This window comes from Kitasatospora sp. NPDC058184, from assembly GCF_042883725.1.
Lineage (GTDB): Bacteria > Actinomycetota > Actinomycetes > Streptomycetales > Streptomycetaceae > Kitasatospora.
In genome coordinates this window covers 217514-238693 of sequence record NZ_JBHVVE010000001.1, presented here as the reverse complement: position 1 = coordinate 238693, position 21180 = coordinate 217514, and the positions used below count along the sequence as shown (strand labels likewise).

Annotated in this window: 20 protein-coding genes and 2 pseudogenes; 10 read left to right on the top strand and 12 right to left on the bottom strand. The window is 73.3% G+C overall.

Going from position 1 to position 21180, the window contains the following annotated elements:
• Positions 1 to 88: 88 nt before the first annotated feature.
• Positions 89 to 706 carry an NTP transferase domain-containing protein gene (locus ACFVXH_RS01080; RefSeq protein WP_387819450.1) on the bottom strand — a complete coding sequence of 206 codons (618 nt, stop codon included), beginning with the start codon at positions 704 to 706 and terminating at the stop codon, positions 89 to 91.
• A 130-nt stretch (positions 707 to 836) separates the two neighbouring features.
• Between ACFVXH_RS01080 and moaA the strand changes: the two genes are divergently transcribed.
• The 3 genes from moaA to ACFVXH_RS01065 all read left to right on the top strand — a co-directional run bounded on the left by moaA (position 837) and on the right by ACFVXH_RS01065 (position 4507).
• Positions 837 to 1922 (top strand): GTP 3',8-cyclase MoaA, encoded by a 1086-nt coding sequence (gene moaA, locus ACFVXH_RS01075; RefSeq protein ID WP_387819448.1) that lies wholly within the window; start codon positions 837 to 839, stop codon positions 1920 to 1922.
• 151 nt (positions 1923 to 2073) lie between these two features.
• Positions 2074 to 2847 carry an HNH endonuclease family protein gene (locus ACFVXH_RS01070; protein ID WP_117487336.1) on the top strand — a complete coding sequence of 258 codons (774 nt, stop codon included), beginning with the start codon at positions 2074 to 2076 and terminating at the stop codon, positions 2845 to 2847.
• A 94-nt stretch (positions 2848 to 2941) separates the two neighbouring features.
• Positions 2942 to 4507 (top strand): alpha/beta fold hydrolase, encoded by a 1566-nt coding sequence (locus tag ACFVXH_RS01065; RefSeq protein WP_387819446.1) that lies wholly within the window; start codon positions 2942 to 2944, stop codon positions 4505 to 4507.
• Between the two features lie 104 nt (positions 4508 to 4611).
• Here ACFVXH_RS01065 and ACFVXH_RS01060 read toward each other — a convergent pair whose 3' ends face one another.
• The gene (locus tag ACFVXH_RS01060; RefSeq protein WP_387819444.1) at positions 4612 to 7032 is read right to left on the bottom strand and encodes a glycosyltransferase family 39 protein; all 2421 of its coding nucleotides are present in this window, start codon (positions 7030 to 7032) and stop codon (positions 4612 to 4614) included.
• Positions 7033 to 7103: 71 nt separating this feature from the next.
• Positions 7104 to 8225 (bottom strand): esterase family protein, encoded by a 1122-nt coding sequence (locus tag ACFVXH_RS01055; protein ID WP_074001025.1) that lies wholly within the window; start codon positions 8223 to 8225, stop codon positions 7104 to 7106.
• Between the two features lie 154 nt (positions 8226 to 8379).
• On the opposite strand from ACFVXH_RS01055, the gene ACFVXH_RS01050 reads away from it, so the two are divergent.
• The 6 genes and pseudogenes from ACFVXH_RS01050 to ACFVXH_RS01025 all read left to right on the top strand — a co-directional run bounded on the left by ACFVXH_RS01050 (position 8380) and on the right by ACFVXH_RS01025 (position 13154).
• Positions 8380 to 9348, top strand: a complete 969-nt coding sequence (locus ACFVXH_RS01050; protein ID WP_387819442.1) for a hypothetical protein — start codon at positions 8380 to 8382, stop codon at positions 9346 to 9348.
• A gap of 167 nt (positions 9349 to 9515) precedes the next feature.
• A pseudogene (locus ACFVXH_RS01045) lies at positions 9516 to 10202 on the top strand (serine protease); the annotation flags it as partial.
• A gap of 204 nt (positions 10203 to 10406) precedes the next feature.
• Positions 10407 to 11132 (top strand): annotated as a pseudogene (locus tag ACFVXH_RS01040) (putative Ig domain-containing protein); the annotation flags it as partial.
• Between the two features lie 76 nt (positions 11133 to 11208).
• Positions 11209 to 11874, top strand: a complete 666-nt coding sequence (locus ACFVXH_RS01035) for an HAD family hydrolase (protein WP_387819441.1) — start codon at positions 11209 to 11211, stop codon at positions 11872 to 11874.
• Between the two features lie 102 nt (positions 11875 to 11976).
• Positions 11977 to 12180: a hypothetical protein gene (locus ACFVXH_RS01030; RefSeq protein WP_387819440.1), complete on the top strand. Its 204-nt coding sequence runs from the start codon at positions 11977 to 11979 to the stop codon at positions 12178 to 12180.
• Between the two features lie 77 nt (positions 12181 to 12257).
• Positions 12258 to 13154, top strand: coding sequence for an aminoglycoside phosphotransferase family protein (locus ACFVXH_RS01025; RefSeq protein ID WP_387819438.1), 897 nt, complete (start codon positions 12258 to 12260; stop codon positions 13152 to 13154).
• Positions 13155 to 13648: 494 nt separating this feature from the next.
• Here the strand turns inward: ACFVXH_RS01025 and ACFVXH_RS01020 are convergent, their stop codons facing one another.
• The gene (locus ACFVXH_RS01020) at positions 13649 to 14077 is read right to left on the bottom strand and encodes a GNAT family N-acetyltransferase (RefSeq protein WP_387819436.1); all 429 of its coding nucleotides are present in this window, start codon (positions 14075 to 14077) and stop codon (positions 13649 to 13651) included.
• A 370-nt stretch (positions 14078 to 14447) separates the two neighbouring features.
• Between ACFVXH_RS01020 and hemC the strand changes: the two genes are divergently transcribed.
• Positions 14448 to 15377, top strand: a complete 930-nt coding sequence (hemC, locus tag ACFVXH_RS01015) for a hydroxymethylbilane synthase (RefSeq protein WP_387819434.1) — start codon at positions 14448 to 14450, stop codon at positions 15375 to 15377.
• On the opposite strand, the gene ACFVXH_RS01010 is transcribed toward hemC, so the two are convergent.
• The 8 genes from ACFVXH_RS01010 to ACFVXH_RS00975 form a co-directional block, all read right to left on the bottom strand.
• On the bottom strand, positions 15374 to 16177 hold the full coding sequence (locus tag ACFVXH_RS01010) for a hypothetical protein (RefSeq protein WP_387819867.1): 804 nt from the start codon (positions 16175 to 16177) through the stop codon (positions 15374 to 15376). The genes hemC and ACFVXH_RS01010 overlap by 4 nt on opposite strands.
• A 351-nt stretch (positions 16178 to 16528) precedes the next feature.
• Positions 16529 to 17080, bottom strand: a complete 552-nt coding sequence (locus ACFVXH_RS01005) for a hypothetical protein (protein WP_387819432.1) — start codon at positions 17078 to 17080, stop codon at positions 16529 to 16531.
• A 14-nt stretch (positions 17081 to 17094) separates the two neighbouring features.
• Positions 17095 to 17511 carry an ATP-binding protein gene (locus ACFVXH_RS01000; RefSeq protein WP_387819430.1) on the bottom strand — a complete coding sequence of 139 codons (417 nt, stop codon included), beginning with the start codon at positions 17509 to 17511 and terminating at the stop codon, positions 17095 to 17097.
• 323 nt (positions 17512 to 17834) lie between these two features.
• Complete coding sequence (locus ACFVXH_RS00995; RefSeq protein ID WP_387819428.1) at positions 17835 to 18677, bottom strand: hypothetical protein; 843 nt, start codon at positions 18675 to 18677, stop codon at positions 17835 to 17837.
• Complete coding sequence (locus ACFVXH_RS00990; RefSeq protein WP_387819426.1) at positions 18641 to 18991, bottom strand: hypothetical protein; 351 nt, start codon at positions 18989 to 18991, stop codon at positions 18641 to 18643. The genes ACFVXH_RS00995 and ACFVXH_RS00990 overlap by 37 nt, the downstream gene beginning before the upstream one ends.
• Before the next feature lie 137 nt (positions 18992 to 19128).
• Positions 19129 to 19323, bottom strand: coding sequence for a hypothetical protein (locus ACFVXH_RS00985; RefSeq protein WP_387819424.1), 195 nt, complete (start codon positions 19321 to 19323; stop codon positions 19129 to 19131).
• Between the two features lie 14 nt (positions 19324 to 19337).
• Positions 19338 to 19754 carry an ATP-binding protein gene (locus tag ACFVXH_RS00980; protein ID WP_387819422.1) on the bottom strand — a complete coding sequence of 139 codons (417 nt, stop codon included), beginning with the start codon at positions 19752 to 19754 and terminating at the stop codon, positions 19338 to 19340.
• Between the two features lie 438 nt (positions 19755 to 20192).
• Positions 20193 to 21041 (bottom strand): transcriptional regulator, encoded by an 849-nt coding sequence (locus ACFVXH_RS00975; protein ID WP_387819900.1) that lies wholly within the window; start codon positions 21039 to 21041, stop codon positions 20193 to 20195.
• Positions 21042 to 21180: the final 139 nt, after the last annotated feature.

Here is a 21180-nt window from a genome sequence, read left to right as displayed (position 1 = left end):
CCTCAGGGACGGATCAGGGGATCCTGCCTGCTCGGGTAGGGAAGGAATCCTTCCGGAGGGGGATGCCCGGCGGGGCGGACCGGGACGTTCAGTCGGCGGACCAGCGGGCCAGGTCGGCGGGGGTGTCGAGGTCGTCCGGGGCGGCGACGTCGGCGCACTCGACCAGGACGAGCTCCGCCGCGTGCGCCGCCAGCAGGGCGCGGGCCCCGGCGTCGCCGAGGGCGCCCGCCGCCGCCTCGGCGAAGTGCCGGGCGCCGATCAGCACCGGGTGTCCGCGCCGCCCCTCGTAGGCCGCCGCGGCCAGTTCGGCGCCCGCCCGGTGGGCGGCCAGCAGCCGGGCCACCGCGGCCGGGGTGACGCCGGGGGTGTCCACCAGCATCACCAGTGCCGCCGAGGCGTGCGGCGGCAGCGCGGCCAGGCCGGCCCGCAGCGAGGAGCCCATGCCCTGGGCCCAGTCCGGGTTGCCGACCAGTCGGCAGCCCGGCAGGTGCGCGGTGGCCCGGACCCGTTCGCCCGCCGCGCCCAGCACCACCGTGACCTCCGTGCAGCCGCCGGCCCGGACCACCGCCACCGCGTGCTCCACCAGCGGCCGGCCCCGGTACCGGAGCAGCGCCTTGGGCCGCCCGCCGAGGCGCCGCCCGCCCCCGGCGGCGAGGACCAGGGCGGCGACCGGGCCCGGTCCGGCGGGTGTCGGCGCTGTCTGCATGGGGCCAGCCTGCCCGGTCGGGGCCGGGGCGCGCATTGTGGGAAGCCACAAGCGGAGGCGGTGCGCGGCGGCCGCGCACCGGCGGTTCGGCCGCTGGCCGGGGCGGGCCCGGCCCGCCTGTACTGGGCCGATGAACACCGCCCCGTACAACCCCGCCCCGCACAGCCCCGCCCCGCGCACCGCGCCTCCGTACGACACGCGACCGCACGACACCGAGGCCCGCGACCCCGCCCCGCCCCCGCTGGTGGACCGCTTCGGCCGGGTCCACACCGATCTGCGGGTCTCACTGACCGACCGCTGCAACCTGCGCTGCACCTACTGCATGCCGGCGGAGGGGCTGCCCTGGCTGGGGCGCGCCGGGCTGCTGGGGGACGACGAGGTGGTCCGGCTGGTGCGGATCGCGGTGGAGCGGCTGGGGGTGCGGTCGGTCCGGCTGACGGGCGGGGAGCCGTTGCTGCGGCGGGGGTTGGCGGGGCTGGTCGGGCGGATCGCCCCGCTGGGGGCCGAGTTGTCGTTGACCACGAACGGGATCGGGCTGGCGCGCGCGGCGGACGGGCTGGCGGCGGCGGGGCTGGGGCGGGTGAACGTCAGCCTGGACACGCTGCGTCCGGAGCGCTTCGCCGCGATCACCCGCCGGGACCGCATCGGTGACGTGCTCGCGGGGCTGGCGGCGGCGAGGGCGGCGGGGCTGGGGCCGGTGAAGGTGAACGCGGTGCCGGTGCGCGGGGTCAACGACGACGAGATCGTGGAGCTGGTGGAGTTCGCCGTCGGGCACGGGTACCGGATGCGGTTCATCGAGTCCATGCCGCTGGACGCGCAAGGGGCGTGGGACCGTTCGGCGATGGTGACGGCGGCGGAGGTCCTGGCGGCGCTGGGGGAGCGGTTCGACCTCGTCCCCGTCGGCCGGTCCGGCAACGCCCCGGCGGAGGAGTGGCGGATCGCCGGTACGGACGCGGTCGTCGGCGTGATCGCCTCCGTCACCCGGCCGTTCTGCGGCGGCTGCGACCGGGTGCGGCTGACGGCGGACGGGCAGCTGCGCGCCTGTCTGTTCGCGACGGAGGAGTCGGACCTGCGGGCGCTGCTGCGCGGCGGGGCCGACGACGCGGCGATCGAGGCGGCCTGGCGGGCCGCGGTGGCGGGCAAGGGGCCCGGACACGCCGTCGGCAGCGCGGAGTTCGTCCGGCCCGACCGCCCGATGTCCGCCATCGGCGGCTGACGGCGCGGCCGGGGCTGGGGCCCGGACCAGGGGGTGAGCGGGTGTGAGCTTCGACATGCTCGGCGGGATCGCGTGGCGTCGGCTTGACCTCCCCCCGGGCGGCTGGTCTGCTGGCTTGCCGTCAACCCGCCCCTGACCTCCGGAGTTCCCCGTGCCCGCCCGCCGCTCCACCCTGTCCGCCGCCACCGTGTTCCTGATATGCGCGCTCGCGCTGGTCGGCTGGCTGATCGGCGGCCGCGACCACAAGTCGACCGGCCCCAAGGCCAACGGCGGCACCGCCGCCGCCGGGGCCACCGGCACCAGCCCGCTGCAGAACCCGGACGGCACCAAGCCCGGCCTGGCGCCGCTGACCACCCCCGAGGAGCAGAAGGCCGGCCGGGACGTCATCGCCAAGGTCACCACCGCCGCCGTCGGCACCAAGGACGGCTACGACCGCAACGAGTTCGGCCCCGCCTGGACGGACAACGTCGAGGGCGTCCCGTTCGGCGGCAACAAGTGCGACACCCGCAACGACCTGCTGGCCCGCGACGGCACCGCCGTCGAGCACAAGGACGGCTCGGACTGCACGGTCACCGCGATGACCATCTGGGACCCGTACACCGGCAAGAGCGTCCAGTGGACCAAGCAGCAGGCTTCCAAGATCCAGATCGACCACGTGATGCCGCTCTCCTACGACTGGCAGATGGGCGCCAGCAAGTGGGACAAGGCCAAGCGCGTCCAGATCGCCAACGACCCGCTGAACCTGATCCCCGCCGACGGCTCGCAGAACGCCTCCAAGGGCGACTCCGGCCCGGCCTCCTGGCTGCCCGCCAACACCGAGATCCGATGCTCCTACGCGGTGCGCTTCGCCCAGGTCTCGCTGAAGTACCAGCTGCCCGTCACCGAGGCCGACAAGAAGACCATGCTCCAGCTGTGCGGCGGCTGACGAAACGTCAATCCACGCCGTCGAAGGGCGGGCGCGGTGTGCCCCCGGTGACGGCCGGGCGCGGGCCGGGTGGTATTCGTGGGCGGTGGCCCCGATGATCTCCCCGCTCCCCCGGTCGGCCGGGCGCGCCGTGCCCGCCCTCGCCGCCGCCCTCGCCCTCGCCCTGTCGAGCGGCTGCACGGGCGCCGCCCGCCCGGCCGTCCGCCCGCCGCTGGACGAACGGGTCGCCGCCACCGCGGCCCCCGCCCTGCGCGCGCTCTACGACCAGCGGATCGACTGGCGGAGCTGCCCCGGCGAGGACGACGGCGACCAGGTCACGGCCGCCGTGCGGTGCGCCACCCTCAAGGTCCCGCTGGACTACGCCGACCCGGGCGGCCGCACCGTCGACGTCGCCCTCGCCAAGGTGCCCGCCGCCGACCCGAAGCGGCGGCTCGGCGCCCTGCTGCTCAACCCCGGCGGCCCCGGCAACTCCGGTGTCGACATGGTCCGTTGGGGCTGGCAGAGCTATCAGGGGCCGCTGCACGACCGGTACGACCTGGTCGGCTTCGACCCGCGCGGCGCCGGCGACACCACCCCCGTCCACTGCCTCGACGACCGCACCCGCGACCAGTGGAACGCCACCGACGACCCGGCCTACGACCACGCCCGGATCCTCGCCGAGGCCTGCCGCGCCCGGCACGCCGACCTGCTCCCGCACCTCGGCACCCGCGACACCGCCCGCGACCTCGACGTGCTGCGCGGCGCCCTCGGCGAGCGCCGGCTGGACTTCCTCGGCTTCTCCTACGGCACCCACCTCGGCGCCCGCTACGCCGAGGAGTTCCCCGAGCGCACCGGCCGGCTCGTCCTCGACGGCGCCGTCGACCACAGCGCCCCCGCGGCGCGGCTCGGCATCGAAGCCGCCGTCGCCGCCGAGACCGGGCTCCGGGCCTTCGCCGCCGCCTGCGCCACCGAGGACGGGGCGGCCTGCCCGCTCGGCGCCGACCCGGCCGCCGCCCCGCAGCGCCTCGCCCGCTTCCTCGACGGCCTGCGCGACCACCCGCTGCGCGCCGCCGACGGCCGGACCCTCACCGCCGCGCTCGGCTGGGTCGCCACCCTGGACGTCCTCTCCGACGGCCGCCGCTCCTGGCCCCGGCTGCGCGAGGCCCTCGAACCGGCCGTCACCCGGGGCGACGCCGACGGCCTGCTCGCCCTCGCCGACGGCGCCGACGGCCGCGGCGAGGACGGCCGCTACCGGACCCCGGCCGACGCCTTCGCCGCCATCTCCTGCGCGGACGGCCCGCCGCCGCCCACCGAGGCGGAACTGCGACCGGCCCTCGCCGAACTCGCCGCCCGCGCCCCGCTGACCAGCGGGCACGACCCGGTCGGCACCCTGCTCGAAGCGGACTGCCGCCCCTGGCCGTACCGTCCGGCCGAGCCGCCGCGACCGGTCCGGGCGCCGGGCAGCGCCCCGCTCCTGGTGATCGGCTCCACCGCCGACCCGGTCACCCCGTACGCCTGGGCCGAGCGGCTCTCCGCCGGATTGGAGCACGGCGTGCTGCTCACCAGGGAGGGCGACGGGCACACCGCGTACGACAAGAGCGGCTGCGTCCGGGCGGCCGTGACGGCGTTCCTGGTGGACGGGCGGCTGCCGGCGGCGGGCACCCGCTGCGGGTCGGACTGAGGGCGGCGGGGTCCGGCTGAGCGCGGAGGGGGCCGGCCGGGGACAGCGCGGAGGGGGCGTGCCGCTTTCGCGCGGCACGCCCCCTCCGGGGTCGCGGCCCCCGGTCAGGAGGTGGGGGCCGTCAGGTCGTAGAAGGTGGTCGAGCCGATGGTCTTCGCGGTGAAGTGGGCGGTCACCCAGGACTCGATCTGGGCGGACTCGCTCTGCTGCCCGCCCTCGCCGCCCGCGCCGCCGCCGAAGCCGCGGCGGGAGCCGCCCGCGCCGATGAACCAGTGCACCTTGCCCTCCTGGACGTACTTCTGGAAGCCGGCCAGGGTCAGCGAGGGGTCGGTGCCGTTGAAGCCGCCGAGGGCCATCACCGGTTCGCCGGTGGCGAGTTGGTAGCCGGCCGCGGTCTGCGAGCCGATCGCGGCGGCCGCCCAGGTGTAGTGGTCGGCGTTCTCCTTGAGCATGGCGGCGACCTCGTCGGTCACCTTGGGGCCGTCGAGCAGGCCGCCCATGCCGCCGGGGGGCGGGCCGCCGGCCGTGCCGCCGGTGCTGTTCGTGCCGCCCGTGCCGGTGCCCTCGGGGTCCTGGGCGCCGGGGAGGCCGGTGCCGCCGCCGGTGCCGCGCTCGTGGCGGCCGTTGGCGCGGTCGCCGCCGTTGCCGGTGCCGCCGCCCGGGAAACCCTGCCCGGGCGCGAAGCCCTGCTGACCGCCCTGACCGCCCTGACCGCCCGCGAAGCCCCCCTGGCCACCCGGAGCACCCGGGCCGCCCTGGCCGAACCAGTGCCCGTTGCCGGTGCCGCCCGGGAAGCCCTTGCCGCCCCGGTGCCCCATGCCGCCCGGCCCGGACCCGCCCTTCACGCCCGGCCCGGCGGTCACGATCGAGCCGGTGTGCGGGGAGTCCACGGTGTCCACCGCGTACGCGGCCGGACCGCCGAGCGCCGCCGCCAGGCCCAGCAGGCCCGCCACCGAGGCGATCCGCGCGCCGGTCCGGCCGGAGACCCGTCCGACGAACGGCCCGGCCGCCAGCGCGGCCGCCGCGAGCAGTCCGCCCACCAGCACCGCCCAGCGCAGCCACGGCAGGAAGCCGGAGCTGCGGCCGAGCAGCACGAACGCCCAGACCGCCGTCACCGCGAGCGTCCCGGCCAGTACCAGCGCCCAGGGCACCCGGTGCCGGGCCCGCCACAGCCCGTCCACGCCCATGCCGACCAGCGCCGCGACGGCCGGGGCCAGCGCCACCGTGTAGTACTGGTGGAAGATCCCGGACATGAAGCTGAAGACCAGCGCGGTGGAGAGCAGCCAGCCGCCCCAGACCAGGAAGGCCGCGCGGGCGGTGTCGGCGCGGCCGTAGCGGCGGGTCGCCCAGAGGCCGGCCAGCAGCAGGATCAGCGCGGCCGGCAGCAGCCAGGCGATCTGCCCGCCGATGTCGGTGCCGAACATCCGGGTCAGGCCGGTCTGCCCCCAGCCGCGGCCGCCGCCGGGAGCCGCGCCGCCCGGCAGGTCGACCCCGGCCGGCATCCGGGCGCCGCCGCCCACGCTGCCGCGCTCGTTGCCGTCGACCCGGCCGAGGCCGTTGTAGCCGAAGGTGAGCGAGAGGAAGCTGTTGTCCTGCGAGCCGCCGATGTACGGGCGGGCCGAGGCGGGCATCAGCTCGACGACCGCCACCCACCAGCCGCCCGAGACCAGCAGTGCCACGCCCGCGAGCAGGGTCTGCCGCACTCGCCGCCAGAGGCCGGTGGGCGCCACCACCAGGTAGATCACCGCGAAGGCGGGCAGCACCAGGAAGGCCGCCAGGGTCTTGGTGAGGAAGGCGAGGCCGAACATCACCCCGGTGAACACCAGCCACCGGGTGCCCGCCGCCTCGACGGCCCGGACCATCCCGTACGCGGCCAGCGTCAGCAGCAGCACCAGCAGCGCGTCCGGGTTGTTGAAGCGGAACATCAGCGCCGCGACCGGGGTGAGCGCCAGCGCGGCGCCCGCCAGCAGGCCGCCGAGCGGGGAGAAGCGCCGGCGCACCGTCGCGTACAGCACGCCGACGGTGGCCGCGCCCATCAGCGCCTGCGGGGCCAGCACCGACCAGGAGGAGAGGCCGAAGATCCGCGCCGAGAGCGCCATCGGCCACAGCGAGGCCGGGGGCTTGTCGACGGTGATGAAGTTCGCCGCGTCCGAGGAGCCGAAGAAGAAGGCCTTCCAGCTCTGCGAGCCGGCCTGCACGGCGGCCGAGTAGAAGGAGTTGGCCCAGCCGGAGGCGCTCAGGCCCCACAGGTAGAGGACGGCGGTCGCGGCCAGCAGCGCCAGCAGGGCCGGGCGCACCCAGCGCGGGTCGTCAGCGCGCCCGCGCCAGGCGCGGGCGGGGAGGGTGCGCAGCCGGTCGGGCCAGGTGGCGAACCCCTTGGGGCCGGCGGGCGGCAGGGGCTGTTCGGGGAAGAGCGGCGCCGGGTCCGGCCGGACCGGGTCCGGCCGCGGCACCTCCGGCGGCGGGTAGTGCGCGGCCTCGGGCCACGGTTCGCCGGCCGGAGGGGAGTAGCTGCTCGTGGTCATGCGCCATACCGTCGGTGGCGTGCCTGAGAGAACCGTGAGACGGGAGTGTGAGGCGCGTGTGATCTGGAACGTCAGGCGGATGGCGGTACGGCGAGGTGCTTGCCCAGCCACTCCAGGGCCGGGGGGATCTCCCTGGTCCAGGTGTGGAAGTTGTGGCCGGCGGTGTCCAGGGTGATGGAGGACATCGTGGTGGGGGCCTTGAAGGCCGCGATCATGGCCTTGGTCTCGTCGTAGTTGTTCTCGTCGTACGCGGTGGTCAGCAGCAGGTTGACCGGGGCGGGCGGCTGGTTCTTCAGCCGCCACAGCAGGTCGTTCTCCTGCTTCAGCCGGTCGTTGCCGCCGAACAGGTCGCCGGTGGTCGCGTCGTGGGCCGCGTCGTAGTAGCCGGAGAGCGCGACCGCCGAGCGGTAGGCGTCGGGCTTGCGCAGCGCGAACTTGAGCGCGCAGTAGCCGCCGGTGGAGTTGCCGATCACCGCCCGGCTGGCCGGGTCGGTGCCGATCCGGTAGGTGGTGGCGAGGGCCTTGGGCAGGTCGCTGGTGAAGAAGGTCTCCACCTGGGGGCCGTTCGGCACGTCCACGCACTCGGTGTCCCGGTCGCCGACCAGGGTGGGCCGGGTCATCACCAGGACGGTCGGCGGCAGCTTCTTCTGCTCGATCGCGTTCAGCGTGGACGCCGGGTACTGCATCAGCGAGATCAGCTTCTCCGGGGTGCCCGGGTAGCCGGTGAGCACCAGGGCCATCGGGAAGCGCTGCTTGGCGTAGTCCGGCTGGAAGTACTGCGGCGGCAGGTAGACGTACGCCTCGGTGGTCAGGCCGCTGCCGGCTCCTTTGACGTCGACCTTCTGGATCAGGCCGGAGCGCTCCGGGTCCGAGCCCTGCGCGGAGTAGAACTTCTGCTCGCCGGTGACGGCCACCCCGGAGGCGTTGGGCTGGTGGTCGACCACCGTGCCGAGCCCGCCGCTGGTGCCGAGCAGGTCCGTCCAGGAGCTGTAGAAGCCGAAGTAGCTGTTGGCGATCAGGCCCATCGCGGCCAGCACCGACACCTGGGTGGCCAGGAACGCCCCGAGCCGGCCCAGCCACGCCTTCCAGCCCTTCCCGCCGAACCGCGGCCAGAGCCACATGGTGGCGGCGAAGACGGCGATCGCGAGGAGCGAGGCGATGATCTGGAGGGGGAGTCCGGTGAGACTGAGCACGGGCCCGATCGTAGTTGACCTCCGGAGACGGCCTCGGAGGGCCCCTCGGAGGTGACCGCCGGGTAATGGGTTGACGGGGTCGTTCGTGCTCGGGACCATGTGTGACCGCACGGCTGCGCGGTGTGCGCGCGGTCCGGCTACCCGGGGGTGGGGCATGAGGTTCACGGGGTCCGAGAGGTTCGTGGGGAAGGCCGGTCTGGCCGTCGGCACGGCGCTGGTGCTGGCGGCCTGTTCCGGTGGCGGGGGCGGTGGTTCGGCGGGTGGCTCGTCCGCGCCCGGGGCGGCGGGGACGGGGGTCTCGGCGAAGCCGACCGCGACGCCGACGCCGACCCCGACCCGGGCGCCGTACGGCCCGGTGCTCAGCGCGAGCGTCGACCCGGTCACCGTCGCGCTCGCCCAAGTGGCCGGCGCCAAGGACCTGGGCGACCTCGACACCGTGCTCGGCGGCATCGTCACCAGCGCGCAGGGCGCCGCCAAGTCCCTGAGCGTGGCGGACGAGCCGCCCGGGGTGACGGCGGCGCGGAAGGAACTGGTGGCGGCGCTGACCTCGCTCGCCACCGACGCCGGCAAGGTCCGCAGCGACATCAAGTTCCACGACGTCTGCGCGCTGAGCTCGGCCGAGGCCGAACTGGGCGCCTCCCAGGGGCTGGCGGCGGTGTCGGCGGCCCTCGTCACGATGACCGCGGCCGGCTACCAGACCACCTTCGCCGTCCCGCCGCTGCCCCAGCAGCAGTCCCGCGCACTGGACAACGGCACCATGGTCCGGAAGGGGAAGCTGCGCGGCGAGGGCGTGTTCAAGGTCGAGAACGGCGGCAAGGTGGACGCCGTGGTGTCGCTCGCGCTGAACGGCAAGGCCGTGCACTCGGTGTTCGTCGGCAAGGGGCAGCACGCCAGTGTCGACGGCGTGGAGGACGGGACGTACGAGGTCTACGTCTCCGGCGGCGCGGACTGGGACTCCGATGCCAAGGGCTTCACCCAGAACTGCCAGTTCACCAAGTTCGAGGACACCTTCCCGTTCGAGACCGGCCGGACCGCGACCTCCTGGGAGATCACCCTCCAGCCGGTGGCCGACGGCAACGCCAAGACCAACGACGTGGACCCGAACGCCTTCCCGCAGCCGTAGCCGTAGCCGTAGCCGCAGCCGCAGCCGCAGCCGCAGCCGCAACCGCAGCCGTATCCACTGCCCCGGCCCGTAACGGGCATACCGGGACGGGTCGTTGCCGCCGGATGGCACGGCCCGTGCCGGGCAGTGGCGAGTTCGGTCACACTCCTTGACCTCTTGAAGTGGCCATGGCACTTTCATGCGGCGCGGGCGTCGGCGACCAGTCGTACACCCCGCGATCCCCCACAAGGAGAGCCATGTTCAAGAGACTTGTCGCGGTGGCCGGTACGAGTGCCGTCGTCGCGGGCGGGCTGGCCTTCGCCGCCGCCCCCGCGCACGCCGTCCAGGCGGCCGACCTGACGTCCACCATCGCCCTGAGCAACTGCTCGGCCTCGCTGGTCCGTTACCCCACCTCGGCGGCCGGCGACCGGGCGCTGATGCTCACCAACGGACACTGCCTGCCGACCATGCCCTCGGCCGGCCAGGTCATCCAGAACACCACCGCCAGCCGCAGCGGCACCCTGCTGGACGGCGCGGGCAACAGCCTGGGCACCGTCCAGGCCGACAAGCTGCTCTACGCGACCATGACCGGAACCGACGTCGCCCTCTACCAACTCACCGACACCTACGGGTCGATCAGCTCCAAGTACGGCGCCACCGCGCTGACGATCAGCGACGCCCACCCGACCGACGGCGCGTCGATGTACATACCCTCGTCGTACTGGAAGCAGGTCTGGAACTGCTCCGTCAACGGCTTCGTGCCGACCCTGCGCGAGGACGCCTGGACCTGGCACGACTCGCTGCGCTACAGCTCCGGCTGCAACACCACGCACGGCACCTCCGGCTCGCCGATCGTCGACTCCGCCAGCGGGCGGATCGTCGGCATCAACAACACCGGCAACGACGACGGCGGCATGTGCACCCTCAACAACCCGTGCGAGGTGGCCGCCGACGGCACCACCAAGGCCTACAAGGGCCAGAGTTACGGTGAGGAGACGTACTGGTTCACCACCTGCCTGAACTCCTCGACCCGGGCCATCGACCTCAACGTGGCCGGCTGCCTGCTCACCAAGCCGGCCGGCAGCGCCGTCTCGGTGACCAACCCGGGCAACCAGTCCACCGCCGTCGGCGGCGCGGTCAACCTCCAGATCAACGCCTCCGGTGGCACCGCCCCGCTGTCCTACGCCGCGAGCGGCCTGCCCGCCGGGCTGTCGATCAACTCCTCCACCGGCGCGATCACGGGCACCGTCTCCACGGCGGGCAGCTCCACCGTCACCGTCACCGTGACGGACGCCGCCGGCAAGTCGGCCTCCACCAGCTTCACCTGGGCCGTCTCCACCGGTGGCGGCGGCTGCACCCCGGCCCAGCTGCTGGGCAACGAGGGCTTCGAGTCGGGCACGGCCACGCCGTGGACCGCGTCGAGCGGTGTGGTGGACAGCAGCGCCTCGCAGGCGGCCCACAGCGGCTCCTGGAAGGCGTGGCTGAACGGCTACGGCTCCACCCACTCGGACTCGCTGTCGCAGACGGTGAGCATCCCGGCCGGCTGCAAGGCGACGCTGAGCTTCTGGCTGCACATCGACACCGCCGAGTCGGGCACCACCGCGTACGACAAGCTGACCGTCTCGGTGAACGGCACCGCGCTGAAGACCTACTCCAACGTGGACGCCGCGGCCGGCTACCAGCAGCGCACCTTCGACCTGTCGGCCTACGCGGGCCAGACGGTCACCGTGAAGTTCGCCGGGACCGAGGACGCCTCGCTCCAGACCAGCTTCGTGATCGACGACACCTCCATCCAGACCGGCTGACGCCAACGCCCGGGTGCCGGTGGCCAGTTCGACGGCCACCGGCCCCCGGGCACGGGCACCGGCCTATGCTGGTGGGATGATCAAGCCGATTGAGCTGGTGATTTTCGACTGCGACGGCGTCCTGGTGGACAGCGAGGTGATCGCCGTCCGGGTGCTGGTGCGGCTCGGCGAGGAGTACGGCTGGCCGCTGACCGAGGCGGAGGCGATCGAGCTCTTCGTCGGACGGTCTGAGGCGGCCAACCGGGCCACGGTCACCGAACGGCTCGGCGGCGAGACGGCGACGGTGTGGAGCAAGCGCTTCGTCGAACTGCACGCCGAGGCGGTGGACGCCGGACTGACCCCCGTGGACGGCCTGCCGGAGGCACTGGCCGCGATCACCCTGCGCACCTGTGTGGCCTCCAGCGGCACCCACGAGAAGATGCGCCACACCCTGGGCCGGACCGGCCTCCACGACCACTTCGCCGGGCGGATCTTCAGCGCCACCGAAGTCGAGCGCGGCAAGCCCGCGCCCGACCTCTTCCTGCACGCCGCCCGCTCGATGGGCGTCGACCCGGCCGCCTGCGTGGTGGTCGAGGACAGCCGCCCCGGCGTCGAGGCCGCCCGCGCCGCCGGGATGCGCGCACTCGGCTACGCGGGCGGCGTCACCGCCGCGGAACGGCTGGCCGGGCCGGGCACCGTGGTCTTCGACGACATGCGCGAGCTGCCCGCCCTGATCGCGGCGGGCGCGGTCCACCAGGGCTAGCGGCTCGCCGGGCGGCACCCCGAGCGCTATATTGAACACGTTCAAACATGGCTCGGGGTTGGGGGACGCATGGGCGCTGGGGCGCGCAGGGTGATCACGTGCATGGCGACCTGGGCGGTGCTCCTGGTGGTGGCGCTCCCGCTTCCACTGCTCCCGGGCCGCTGGGGGGACATGGACCACCAGAGGGCCCTGGGCCTCCTGTGGTGGCTGCTCGCCTTCATCGTCCCGTTCATGACCTGCGCCCTCAACCGGCGGTGGATCTACGCCAACGAGCGGCAGCCCGGGGGAGCCCCGCGCCGAGCCTGACCCCGGGCCCCGGCGGCCGTCGGTCCGTCGGCAAATCGGTTGCCGGGCGTGGCCCGTGGCTGGCAGGGTCGGTCGCTATGGCCACCTCCCACAAGTTGCACGCCGACGAACTGGACATCGACGAGGCGCTGGTGCGCCGGATGGTCGCCGAGTGCTTCCCGCAGTGGGCCGGTCTGCCGGTCGAGCCGGTGGAACCGGCCGGGACCAGCAACGCGATGTACCGGCTCGGGGCGGAGCTGGTGGTGCGCGTCCCGCGGATCCCCGGGGTGGTCGAGGAGATCGCCAAGGAGGACGTCTGGCTGCGGCGGCTGGCCCCGCGGCTGCCGGTCCCGGTACCGGTCCCGCTGGCCGTGGGCGGACCGGTCGACGGCTGCCCCTGGCCCTGGTCGGTGCTGCGCTGGCTCGACGGCACCACACCGGTGCCCGGCCGGATCGCCGAACCCGGGGCGCTGGCGCGGGACTTGGCGGACTTCGTGACCGCGATGCGCGGGATCGACCCGGCCGGCGCCCCCGCCGCCTACCGCAGCGAGTCGCTGGCCTCGCGGGACGCCAGGACCAGGACCTCGATCGCGGCCGTGGCGGACCTCGTCGACGCCCCCGCCGCGACCGCCGCCTGGGAGCGGGCCCTGGCCGCCCCGGCTCCCGACGGCCCGCCGGTCTGGCTCCACGGGGACCTCCAGCCCGGCAACCTGCTGGTGTCCCCGGACGGCCGGCTGAGCGCCGTCATCGACTTCGGCTGCGCGGGCCTCGGCGAACCGGCCGTCGACCTGATCCCCGCCTGGTACGTCCTGCCCGCCGCCGCCCGTGCGACGTTCCGCGAGGCCGCGGCCCCCGACGACGCCACCTGGGACCGCGCCCGCGGCTGGGCCCTGTCCGTCGCGCTGATGGAAGTCTCCTACTACCGGGACAGCGACCCGAGGATGACCGCCATCGCCCGCCACGTCATCGCCGAGGTGCTGGCCGACCACGCGTAGGCGGGCGGGCCGCTCCCCGCCCGCGAGACGACGGGCGGGGAGCGGGCCGGGCCGTCGGCAGGTCAGCCGATCGACAGCCAGCCCGAGTACGTGTTGGTCAGCACCAACAGTCCTGGATGTGCCCCGTCTCGCGCTCGAGACCACCGGTGCTGACGAGGCGGCCGCCAGGGCGGAACAACTGGTGAACGCCCTCGGCTGAGTTCAACCGGCGGACCGCAGAACTGCGGCACCTCGCCCGTGCACGGAACCTTGGGTAGAGCCAGAGTTGAGAAATCTTTCAGGGCCGGCCCGCGTGCAAGCACACGGGCCCGCCCAAACAGATCCGCTGCCTGCCCGCCCACCCTTTCCGCAAAAGCCCTGGGCGGCCCCGGCCAGCCCTGGCCGGGGCCGCCGAACGCACAGCTGAGCCCGTTGCCGCTTCGGCCTTTCCGAAGCGGCAACGGCACCACCACACCTGCGTAGGAAGTCGGCGGGGCCGAAGTCAACCGTGGCTTTCAGGACTCCGCCGGAACTTGGCGCTCCGGGGCCAGTACCTGCCACCGTCGGACGGCCATGCCTCTCAGCGGCAGCATTCCGAGCTTCTCGTAATACGCGCGCAGCGGCTCGTCGCAGGTCAGGTCCACGGAGTACAGATGTTCCGCCTCGGCGAGGACCCGCCGGACCAACTGCCCGCCGATGCCTTTCCCCTGGTATTCGGGCAGGACCTCCAGCCACGGGATGAAGCCCGCGAGGACCCCGTCGCTGATCATGTTGACGAAGCCCACGACGCGCCCCGTCCCGGCATCCAGGGCAACCACGACCCGGTAACTGCCCTTGAGTACGGCAAGGTGCTGCGCGGCCGTGGGTGGTGCGGGCCAGCCTACGAAGAACCCGGAAAGGTCCTGCTCCGCAAGACCGGAGAGATCGGTGCTGTAGTTGATCACCGGCGCATCCTGCCAGAGCGAAGCACACGCTCTGGAGGAGACCGTCAGCCCCGGCTGTCCGCGACCGCGATTTCAGCGATGCTCCGTACCGGGGCGTGGAGAGCCGGTCTTCGAGAAATCGTCGACAGCCAGGCTGCGTTGGCCCTGATCGCGAGAGTCGGCATGAAGCACAACGCGCCGCCCGGATCACCATCCGGACGGCGCGTCACACAGGGCGAACGTTGCTTGATGCGGCACTGGGCCGACGACGGTTCGGGTGGTGTACGTCCCCCGTGACTCTTTCCCGGTTTCCGACATAACGTCGGAAACCAGGCGTGTTTGACGCGGATAGCATGCGGTCAACGCCTCGTCTGATGCTGGAAGTTGGCTTATGAGCACACTGGTGGTGGGGTCGCGGGCCAGTCACCTGGCGCGGGCTCAGGTCAGGGAGTTCCTGGCACCACTGCGGGAGCGCTTCCCCGGCGTGGTGTTCCGCCGGCGAGTGATCACGGAGGCCGGTGACCAGGACCGCAGGTCGGCCCTGAGGGACGTCTCGGAGCGCGGCGGCTCGGCGTTCTCCGTGAACCAGGTGAACGCGCTGGTGTCCGGTGGGGTCGACGTGATCGTGCACTCGCTCAAGGACCTGCCGACCGCGAACCCGCCCGGCCTGATCCTCCTGCCCCCACCCACCCGTGCGGACGTGCACGACGCCCTGTGCGGCTCGACGCTGGCGGACCTTCCGTACGGGGGCAGGATCGGGACGTCGGCGTCGCGCCGGATCGCCCAGCTGCTGCACGTCCGTCCGGACCTGGTGCCGGTGGAGATCCGGGGGAACGTCCCGACCAGGCTCGGCAAGCTCAGGACGCAGCAGCTGGACGCTGTCGTCCTGGCGGCCGCCGGGATCAAGCGGCTCGGCCGCGGCGAGGAGATCAGCGAGATCCTGCCGGTCGGGCTGTTTCCGCCGTCTCCCGGGCAGGGCGCGCTGGGCATCCAGATCCGGGAGGACAACGAGTGGGCCCGCGAGGTCCTGGCCGGTTCCGGTGACCCGGTGACCGACGCGGAGGTCCGGGCCGAGCGGGCGATGCTGGGGGAGCTCCACGGCGGATGCTCGGTGCCGGTCGGTGCGTTCGGCAAGGCCGACGGCGGCGTGCTGACCCTGCACGGGCAGGTCACCTCCGTGGACGGCGGGCGGCAGGTGGAGGCCCGGCTCTCCGGCCCGGTGAGCGAGCCGGATAAGCTGGGCGTGCTCGTAGCCGGCCTCCTGCTGGACCAGGGCGCGGAGGGCATCCTGGCGGAGGTCCGGCCCACTGCAGCCGCTTAGGCGTGTAGGCGGGCCAGGTCCAGGGCCGCGTAGGTGATGATCCGGTCCGCTCCGGCCCGTTTGAGCATGGTGAACAGCTCCGCGAGCGGGCGGAAGTCCCGCTGTCCGGTGGCCGGGTCGGGCGGGGCGAGGCGGGTGTACTCGCCGGAGACGGAGAACGGCATCAGCGGGGCTGCCGTCCTGACCCTGAGGCTGGCGAGCACGTCCACCGACAGCATCCCCGGCTCCAGCAGCAGCATGTCCGCCCCCTCGCCGAGGAAGGCGAGTCCGGTGTCGACGGCGGTCTCCGGACTGCAAGGGCTGATCTGGAACGGGCGGCGGGCGGCGGGGGCGGGGCTGGCCCGCATAGTGGTGCGGTAGCCCTCATAGAGGGCGGAGTCGAAGATCAGGTGCGGCATGGTCGCCACGTCCCGGTGACCGGCCTCGTCCAGCGCCTGCCGCACGGCCCGGGTGGTACCCCGGGTCATCGCGGCAGGGCCGACGATGTCGGCGCCGGCCCCGGCCTGGATGACGGCCTGGGCGGCGGTCAGCGCGGCCGTCGTTTCCAGATCGATCCGGGCGCCGACGGTCAGGTGGCACTCGCCGGTGTCGGTGTGGCCGCACAGGCAGTTCTCCGTCATCACGGCCATGCCGGGCTCGGTGTCCTCGACGGCGCGGATGGCCCGCACCATCAGGCTGTCCGACGCGACGGCACCGGCGGCCCGCTCGTCGCGGCGCGGACTGTTGGCGAACACCTCCACCGAACGGATGCCGACGGCGGCCAAGTCCCGCACGGCCTGCGGGATCTCGGGGACGGTGATGGCCGACAGCCGAATAGCGCTTCACCCCACCACGCAGCGCCGCTACCGCTGCGTAGGAAGTCGGCCGGGTCGACTTCCTGTGCGCGGCGAGGCGACCCGCCGGGCGGGTCCGGTGACCGATCAATGTCGTCGGGCGGACCCGCCCGACGACAAGAGAAGGCGAGGGAAGCACCCCGCTCCCTTTCAGGAACCCGCAAGAGTAATGGCGGCCCCGGCCACGCATGGCCGGGGCCGCCGGAACCACCGCCGAGCAGCACTCGCTTCACCCCATCATCCGTCGCCGTTTCGGCCTTGCCGAAGCGGCGCCGGGCCACTCCTGCGCGGGAAGTCGGCGGGGCCGACTTCCTGTGCTTACGGGTGGGTTGCGCGGGCGCGGCAGTGGGTGAGGGCGTAGGTGATGCGGCGGTCGGAGGGGAGGGAGGTGGCGAGGAGTTCGCCGGCGGTGACGAGGGTGGTCCAGTAGAGGGCGGGGTCGCCGGTGCGGGGGAGGGGGTGGGCGGCGGTGAGGGAGAGGTAGGCGGTGGCGAGGTTGCCGGTGGTGAACCAGCGTTGGAGGCCGTGCCGGTGACCGGGGCGGAGGCTGCCGTGGGCGTCGACGGCGGTGAGGAGGTGGTAGACGACGGCGAGTTCGGTGTCGGTGAGGGACTTGGGGACGTCGAAGACGCCGAGGGCTTCGAGGAGTTCGCCGGTGTCGGTCTCGCTGGCGGGGTGGTGGTCGGCGAGGAGGGCGTCGTAGCACTCGGCCAGGCGGCGGGTGGTCTCGGCGAGGGGGATGTCGAGGGCGAGGCAGACGGCGCGTGCGACGGGCAGGGGCGGGTGGCCGAGGCGGGCGATGAGGGCATAGGTGGCGGCGGGTGTGGTGCCACGGGAGAGGGTGTGCCGGGCGAGGGTTGTGAGGTGCATGGGGAGTCGGGCTTTCAGGCGGTGGTGGGGGCGATGTGGGCCCAGACGAACTTGCCGATGCCGTACGGGCGGGAGGCGCAGCCCCAGCGCTCGGCCAGCTCGTTGACGAGGTAGAGGCCGCGCCCGTGCTCGTCGTCAGGCGCGGCGGTACGGACCGACGGGCGGCCGCTACCGGCGTCGTGTACCTCCAGCCGCAGCCGGGAGCCGGTGAGGGCGAAGCGGACTTCGATGTGGCAGTCGTCGGGTCCGTCGGAATGCTGGACGGCGTTGGCGAACAGCTCGCCGAGGAGCAGTTCGGCGGTGTCGCGGTAGCGGTCCCCGGAGGGCAGCCCGGAGAGGTAGGCCCGGATCAAGTACCGGGCCAGGGGCGCGGATTCGGCCCGGGAGGAGAGACGGGCGACGAAAGCCCGGGGGCGACGGGAAGTGGGCATGAGGGAGCACCTTGGAAGCAAAAGGAGAGGGGGTCATCCACGTCATCGTTGGCGATCTGCCAGCGATGGACAGTCAGTTGCCCATGGCAGTAGTAGGTTCGCCACCGGGCGGTTGTCTGATCTGCTCGTGTCCCGGTTCGGTGGATCCGAGGGCGTAGGTCTTGAAGCCGGCGCGCTCGCCGGTCGGGATGAACCCCCGTCTTGCGGAGGACGTGACCGGAGGCGGGATTGTATGGGTGCCCGGCCCAGGTACTTCGTCGACTCCGCGCTGTAGATCCGGAGCAGGGCTTCCTCGTCGCCGGGGCGCAGCTCCCGCAGCTCGATCATCCGCCCACCGCTTCGATGAGCTTGGCCAGTTCGGCGGCGGTGGGCCGCTCGTCGGGGGCGGCCAGCAGGACGCAGCGCAGCCGGGCCTGAAGGGCGGGCCAGGGCATCGTGGTGGACATGGGGACGGCTCGGTGGGCGATGGCCTTGCGGATCTCCTCCACGGGCGTGCCCTTGGGGAGGCCTGCGGTGTCGTAGTCCAGCGGCCACTTCCCGGTGGTGCAGGTCCACAGGGTGCCGGCGAGGGCGTAGACGTCGGCGGTCTGGGTCGTGGTGACGGGCTGGGGGCCGTTGATGATCCGGGCGGCCAGTTCGGGAGCGGTGAGGTGGATCATCGTGCCCTCGAACGTCGGCCACGGGATGCTGTCGATCCTGCGGGACCAGGCGAAGTCAATGAGGCGCACCTTGTCCTCGCCGTGGATGCCGTGTGCGGGTTGGAGGTCGCCGTGCACCCACCCGTCGGCGTGGAAGTCCGCCACGGCGCGGCACAGTCCGACGGCGGCGGCGAGGGCTTCGTCCTTCCCGCCGTCGCCCTTGCGCACGGTGCGGAAGACCTGCCAGGTGGAGGGGCCAGCCAGCCACGGGGTGACGTACCAGATGCCGTCGGCGAAGCGGCCGGCGGTCACGGTGTAGCCGGGGAGTTGGTCGAGGACGGAGGCTTCGCGGGCGGTGACCTCGGCGGCCCCGCCGGTGCCGAGCTTGATGCTCACCACACCGCGCGGACCGCTGGCCTTCCACACCGCCGAGCCCCGGCGGTTGCTGACCTCCGTCAGCTCGACCGGCCCACAGAAGGCCTCCGCCGTCCTCAGCGCTTCGCGGGCCTCGGCAAGGAACTCGCCCATTCTCGAACTGCCTTCCATTCACAAGAGATGTGCTTGAACACGTCTCGGCCGTCGTCAACCGACACTGCCAGCGCCGCCGCGAGGTCGGGGGTGGTCTCCAGAAACCGCGGGTCCAGTGGCCGCACGCTCGCCCGTACCGGGAGGAACGAGAAGGGCGGCGGCGGGATCCGCTGCCCGCGCCGGCCGGTCTCGGCAGCGCCCTGGGGGAACTTGCCGAACATGACCCCGACCGGGGCGTACAGGTGCTTCAACGCCCAGTGCGGCCAGGCCATCAGCTCGCGATGGTCGGCGCCTTCGCAGTGCCCGCGCAGCACGACGTTCTCGCACGCGAGGAGACCGAGCGGCCCTGGAGCCAGCCGGTGGTGGCGTGTGCAGTGGCGCGCTGGATCGTGGTCATCTTGGCCTCTCGATGTCTGCTGCGCGGGAAGTCGGCCAGGCCGACTTCCCGCGCTTACCGGTGGGTTGCGCGGGTGCGGTAGTGGGTGATGGTGCAGGTGATGCGGTGGGTGGTGATGGTGAGGGTTCCGGTGGTGAACCAGCGGGTGGGGCCGTGGTGGTGGCCGGAGCGGAGGCTGCCATGGGCGTAGGTGGCGGCGGGGGTGGTGCCACGGGAGAGGGTGTGCCGGGCGAGGGTCGTGAGGTGCATGGGGAGTCGGGCTTTCAGACGGTGGTGGGGGCGATGTGGGCCCAGACGAACTTGCCGATGCCGTACGGGCGGGAGGCGCAGCCCCAGCGCTCGGCCAGCTCGTTGACGAGGTAGAGGCCGCGCCCGTGCTCGTCGTCAGGCGCGGCGGTGCGGACCGACGGGCGGCCGCTACCGGCGTCGTGTACCTCCAGTCGCAGCCGGGAGCCGGTGAGGGCGAAGCGGACTTCGATGTGGCAGTCGTCGGGCCCGTCGGAGTGCTGGACGGCGTTGGCGAACAGCTCGCCGAGGAGCAGTTCGGCGGTGTCGCGGTAGCGGTCCCCGGAGGGCAGCCCGGAGAGGTAGGCCTGGAGCAAGTACCGGGCCAGGGGAGTGGATTCGGCCCGGGAGGAGAGCCGGGCGACGAACATGCGAGGACGACGGGACGTGAACATGGGGGTACCTCGGAGGGGCGGGGCGGGAGCATGCGAAGGAAGTGCGACGTACGCCAGGCCTGCCGCCGATCGGGGGTTTGGACACCCGACCGGGGCGGGGCGTGCTGCAACCGGGGAGAGAGCCGTCTCCGAACTCACGAGGCCCGGCGGGCCCGGGGGTCGGCGGTCGGGGCGAACTCTGCCCAGCCGGCTGCTGCGGTGGCCAGGGCGTTCCGTCGGAGGCGGTCCTCGGCGGATCTGCGTGGCCCGGGTGTCGGCGTCTGGGCAGGACACGAAGGGCGGGGGGCGGCGGCCATCGCGGGCTCCAAGGGATGCGGCAGTGGTGTGTGCGAGCCCGGACCCGACCGGGCTCGCACCCCGAGGCGTCGCTTCTCGGGGTGCTGAGCACCACGATGCCGCTGCTGGAAGGCCTTGAATTTCACCAGAAGTGAAAGATCGTCAGATACCCGTTCGGGTGATCCAGGTTGACAGCCGCAGACTCCGGCGGCTAGCGGAGCGTGACAGTGCGGTCACGGTCTCGCGGGCGAGCGGGTGCCGGGATACCTGGTCGGGTGCGACCGCGTACGCGGCGTCGAGCTGGTCGAGTGCGGCCTCCGGTCGGGCCATCCATCGGTAGGCACGGGCCAGGTCGATGTGGTGGTGCCCGATCCTGGTCGGGGCCCATCCGGTGGGGAAGCGCAGCCCCTTCGCGGCGGCCACCGCCCGGTCGTGCTCGCCGGCCTCCACCAGGGTCATCACCCGGTGCACCCGCACGTTGGTGGGCCCGAAGTGCAGCGACAGGTCCGGCTGCTCGCCGGTCCGGGCGGCTACGTGTTCGGCCTCGTCCAGATGGTGCTGCATCAGGTCCTTCTGTCCGGCGCGGGCGGCGACCACGGCCGAGCCGAGGTGCAGTTGCCCGGTGGTGACCAGTGCGCTCGGAGTCTTGGCGTCGGTCCCCTCCAGGTGGCCGCGGCCGGACTCCTGGAGGCGCCGGCAGGCCGCGAGGTCGCCGACGCGCAGGTAGGCGGTGACCCGCAGGTACTCGCGGGCGGCCCGTAGCGCGGGTGCCTGGTCGCCGGCCCGCTCCGCGGCCCAGTCCATCCGGGCCAGTGCGGTCGCGGACAGGTCGCTCAGCCCGATGGCGATCCCGACCGAGTGCCCGCACCGGTAGGCCTCCGCCAGCAGGCCCCACGCCTGCCGCTGTTGCTCACCGGTGAACTCGTGCGCGGCCGTGTGCAGTTCGACCAGCAAGCCCGGCAGCATCGCCACCATCGGCTTGTACTTCGCGGCCTGGGCCAGCGTGTTCACCTGTCGTACCGCTGCCCGAAGCACGGGCAGGGCGCGAGGCCGAACGGCCTCCTGCGGCGGCAGGTCGTACAGATCGAGCACCGTACGGATCGGGCCCATCAGCGGGACCAACGGGTCATCTGCCGTCCCGTCGCTGTAC

Coding starts and splice junctions, on each gene's coding strand:
- ACFVXH_RS01080 (WP_387819450.1), bottom strand. CDS start 706: ATGCAGACAGCGCCGACACCCGCCGGACCGGGCCCGGTCGCCGCCCTG.
- moaA (WP_387819448.1), top strand. CDS start 837: ATGAACACCGCCCCGTACAACCCCGCCCCGCACAGCCCCGCCCCGCGC.
- ACFVXH_RS01065 (WP_387819446.1), top strand. CDS start 2,942: ATGATCTCCCCGCTCCCCCGGTCGGCCGGGCGCGCCGTGCCCGCCCTC.
- ACFVXH_RS01060 (WP_387819444.1), bottom strand. CDS start 7,032: ATGACCACGAGCAGCTACTCCCCTCCGGCCGGCGAACCGTGGCCCGAG.
- ACFVXH_RS01050 (WP_387819442.1), top strand. CDS start 8,380: ATGAGGTTCACGGGGTCCGAGAGGTTCGTGGGGAAGGCCGGTCTGGCC.
- ACFVXH_RS01035 (WP_387819441.1), top strand. CDS start 11,209: ATGATCAAGCCGATTGAGCTGGTGATTTTCGACTGCGACGGCGTCCTG.
- ACFVXH_RS01030 (WP_387819440.1), top strand. CDS start 11,977: ATGGCGACCTGGGCGGTGCTCCTGGTGGTGGCGCTCCCGCTTCCACTG.
- ACFVXH_RS01025 (WP_387819438.1), top strand. CDS start 12,258: ATGGCCACCTCCCACAAGTTGCACGCCGACGAACTGGACATCGACGAG.
- hemC (WP_387819434.1), top strand. CDS start 14,448: ATGAGCACACTGGTGGTGGGGTCGCGGGCCAGTCACCTGGCGCGGGCT.
- ACFVXH_RS01005 (WP_387819432.1), bottom strand. CDS start 17,080: ATGCACCTCACAACCCTCGCCCGGCACACCCTCTCCCGTGGCACCACA.
- ACFVXH_RS01000 (WP_387819430.1), bottom strand. CDS start 17,511: ATGCCCACTTCCCGTCGCCCCCGGGCTTTCGTCGCCCGTCTCTCCTCC.
- ACFVXH_RS00995 (WP_387819428.1), bottom strand. CDS start 18,677: ATGGGCGAGTTCCTTGCCGAGGCCCGCGAAGCGCTGAGGACGGCGGAG.
- ACFVXH_RS00985 (WP_387819424.1), bottom strand. CDS start 19,323: ATGCACCTCACGACCCTCGCCCGGCACACCCTCTCCCGTGGCACCACC.
- ACFVXH_RS00980 (WP_387819422.1), bottom strand. CDS start 19,754: ATGTTCACGTCCCGTCGTCCTCGCATGTTCGTCGCCCGGCTCTCCTCC.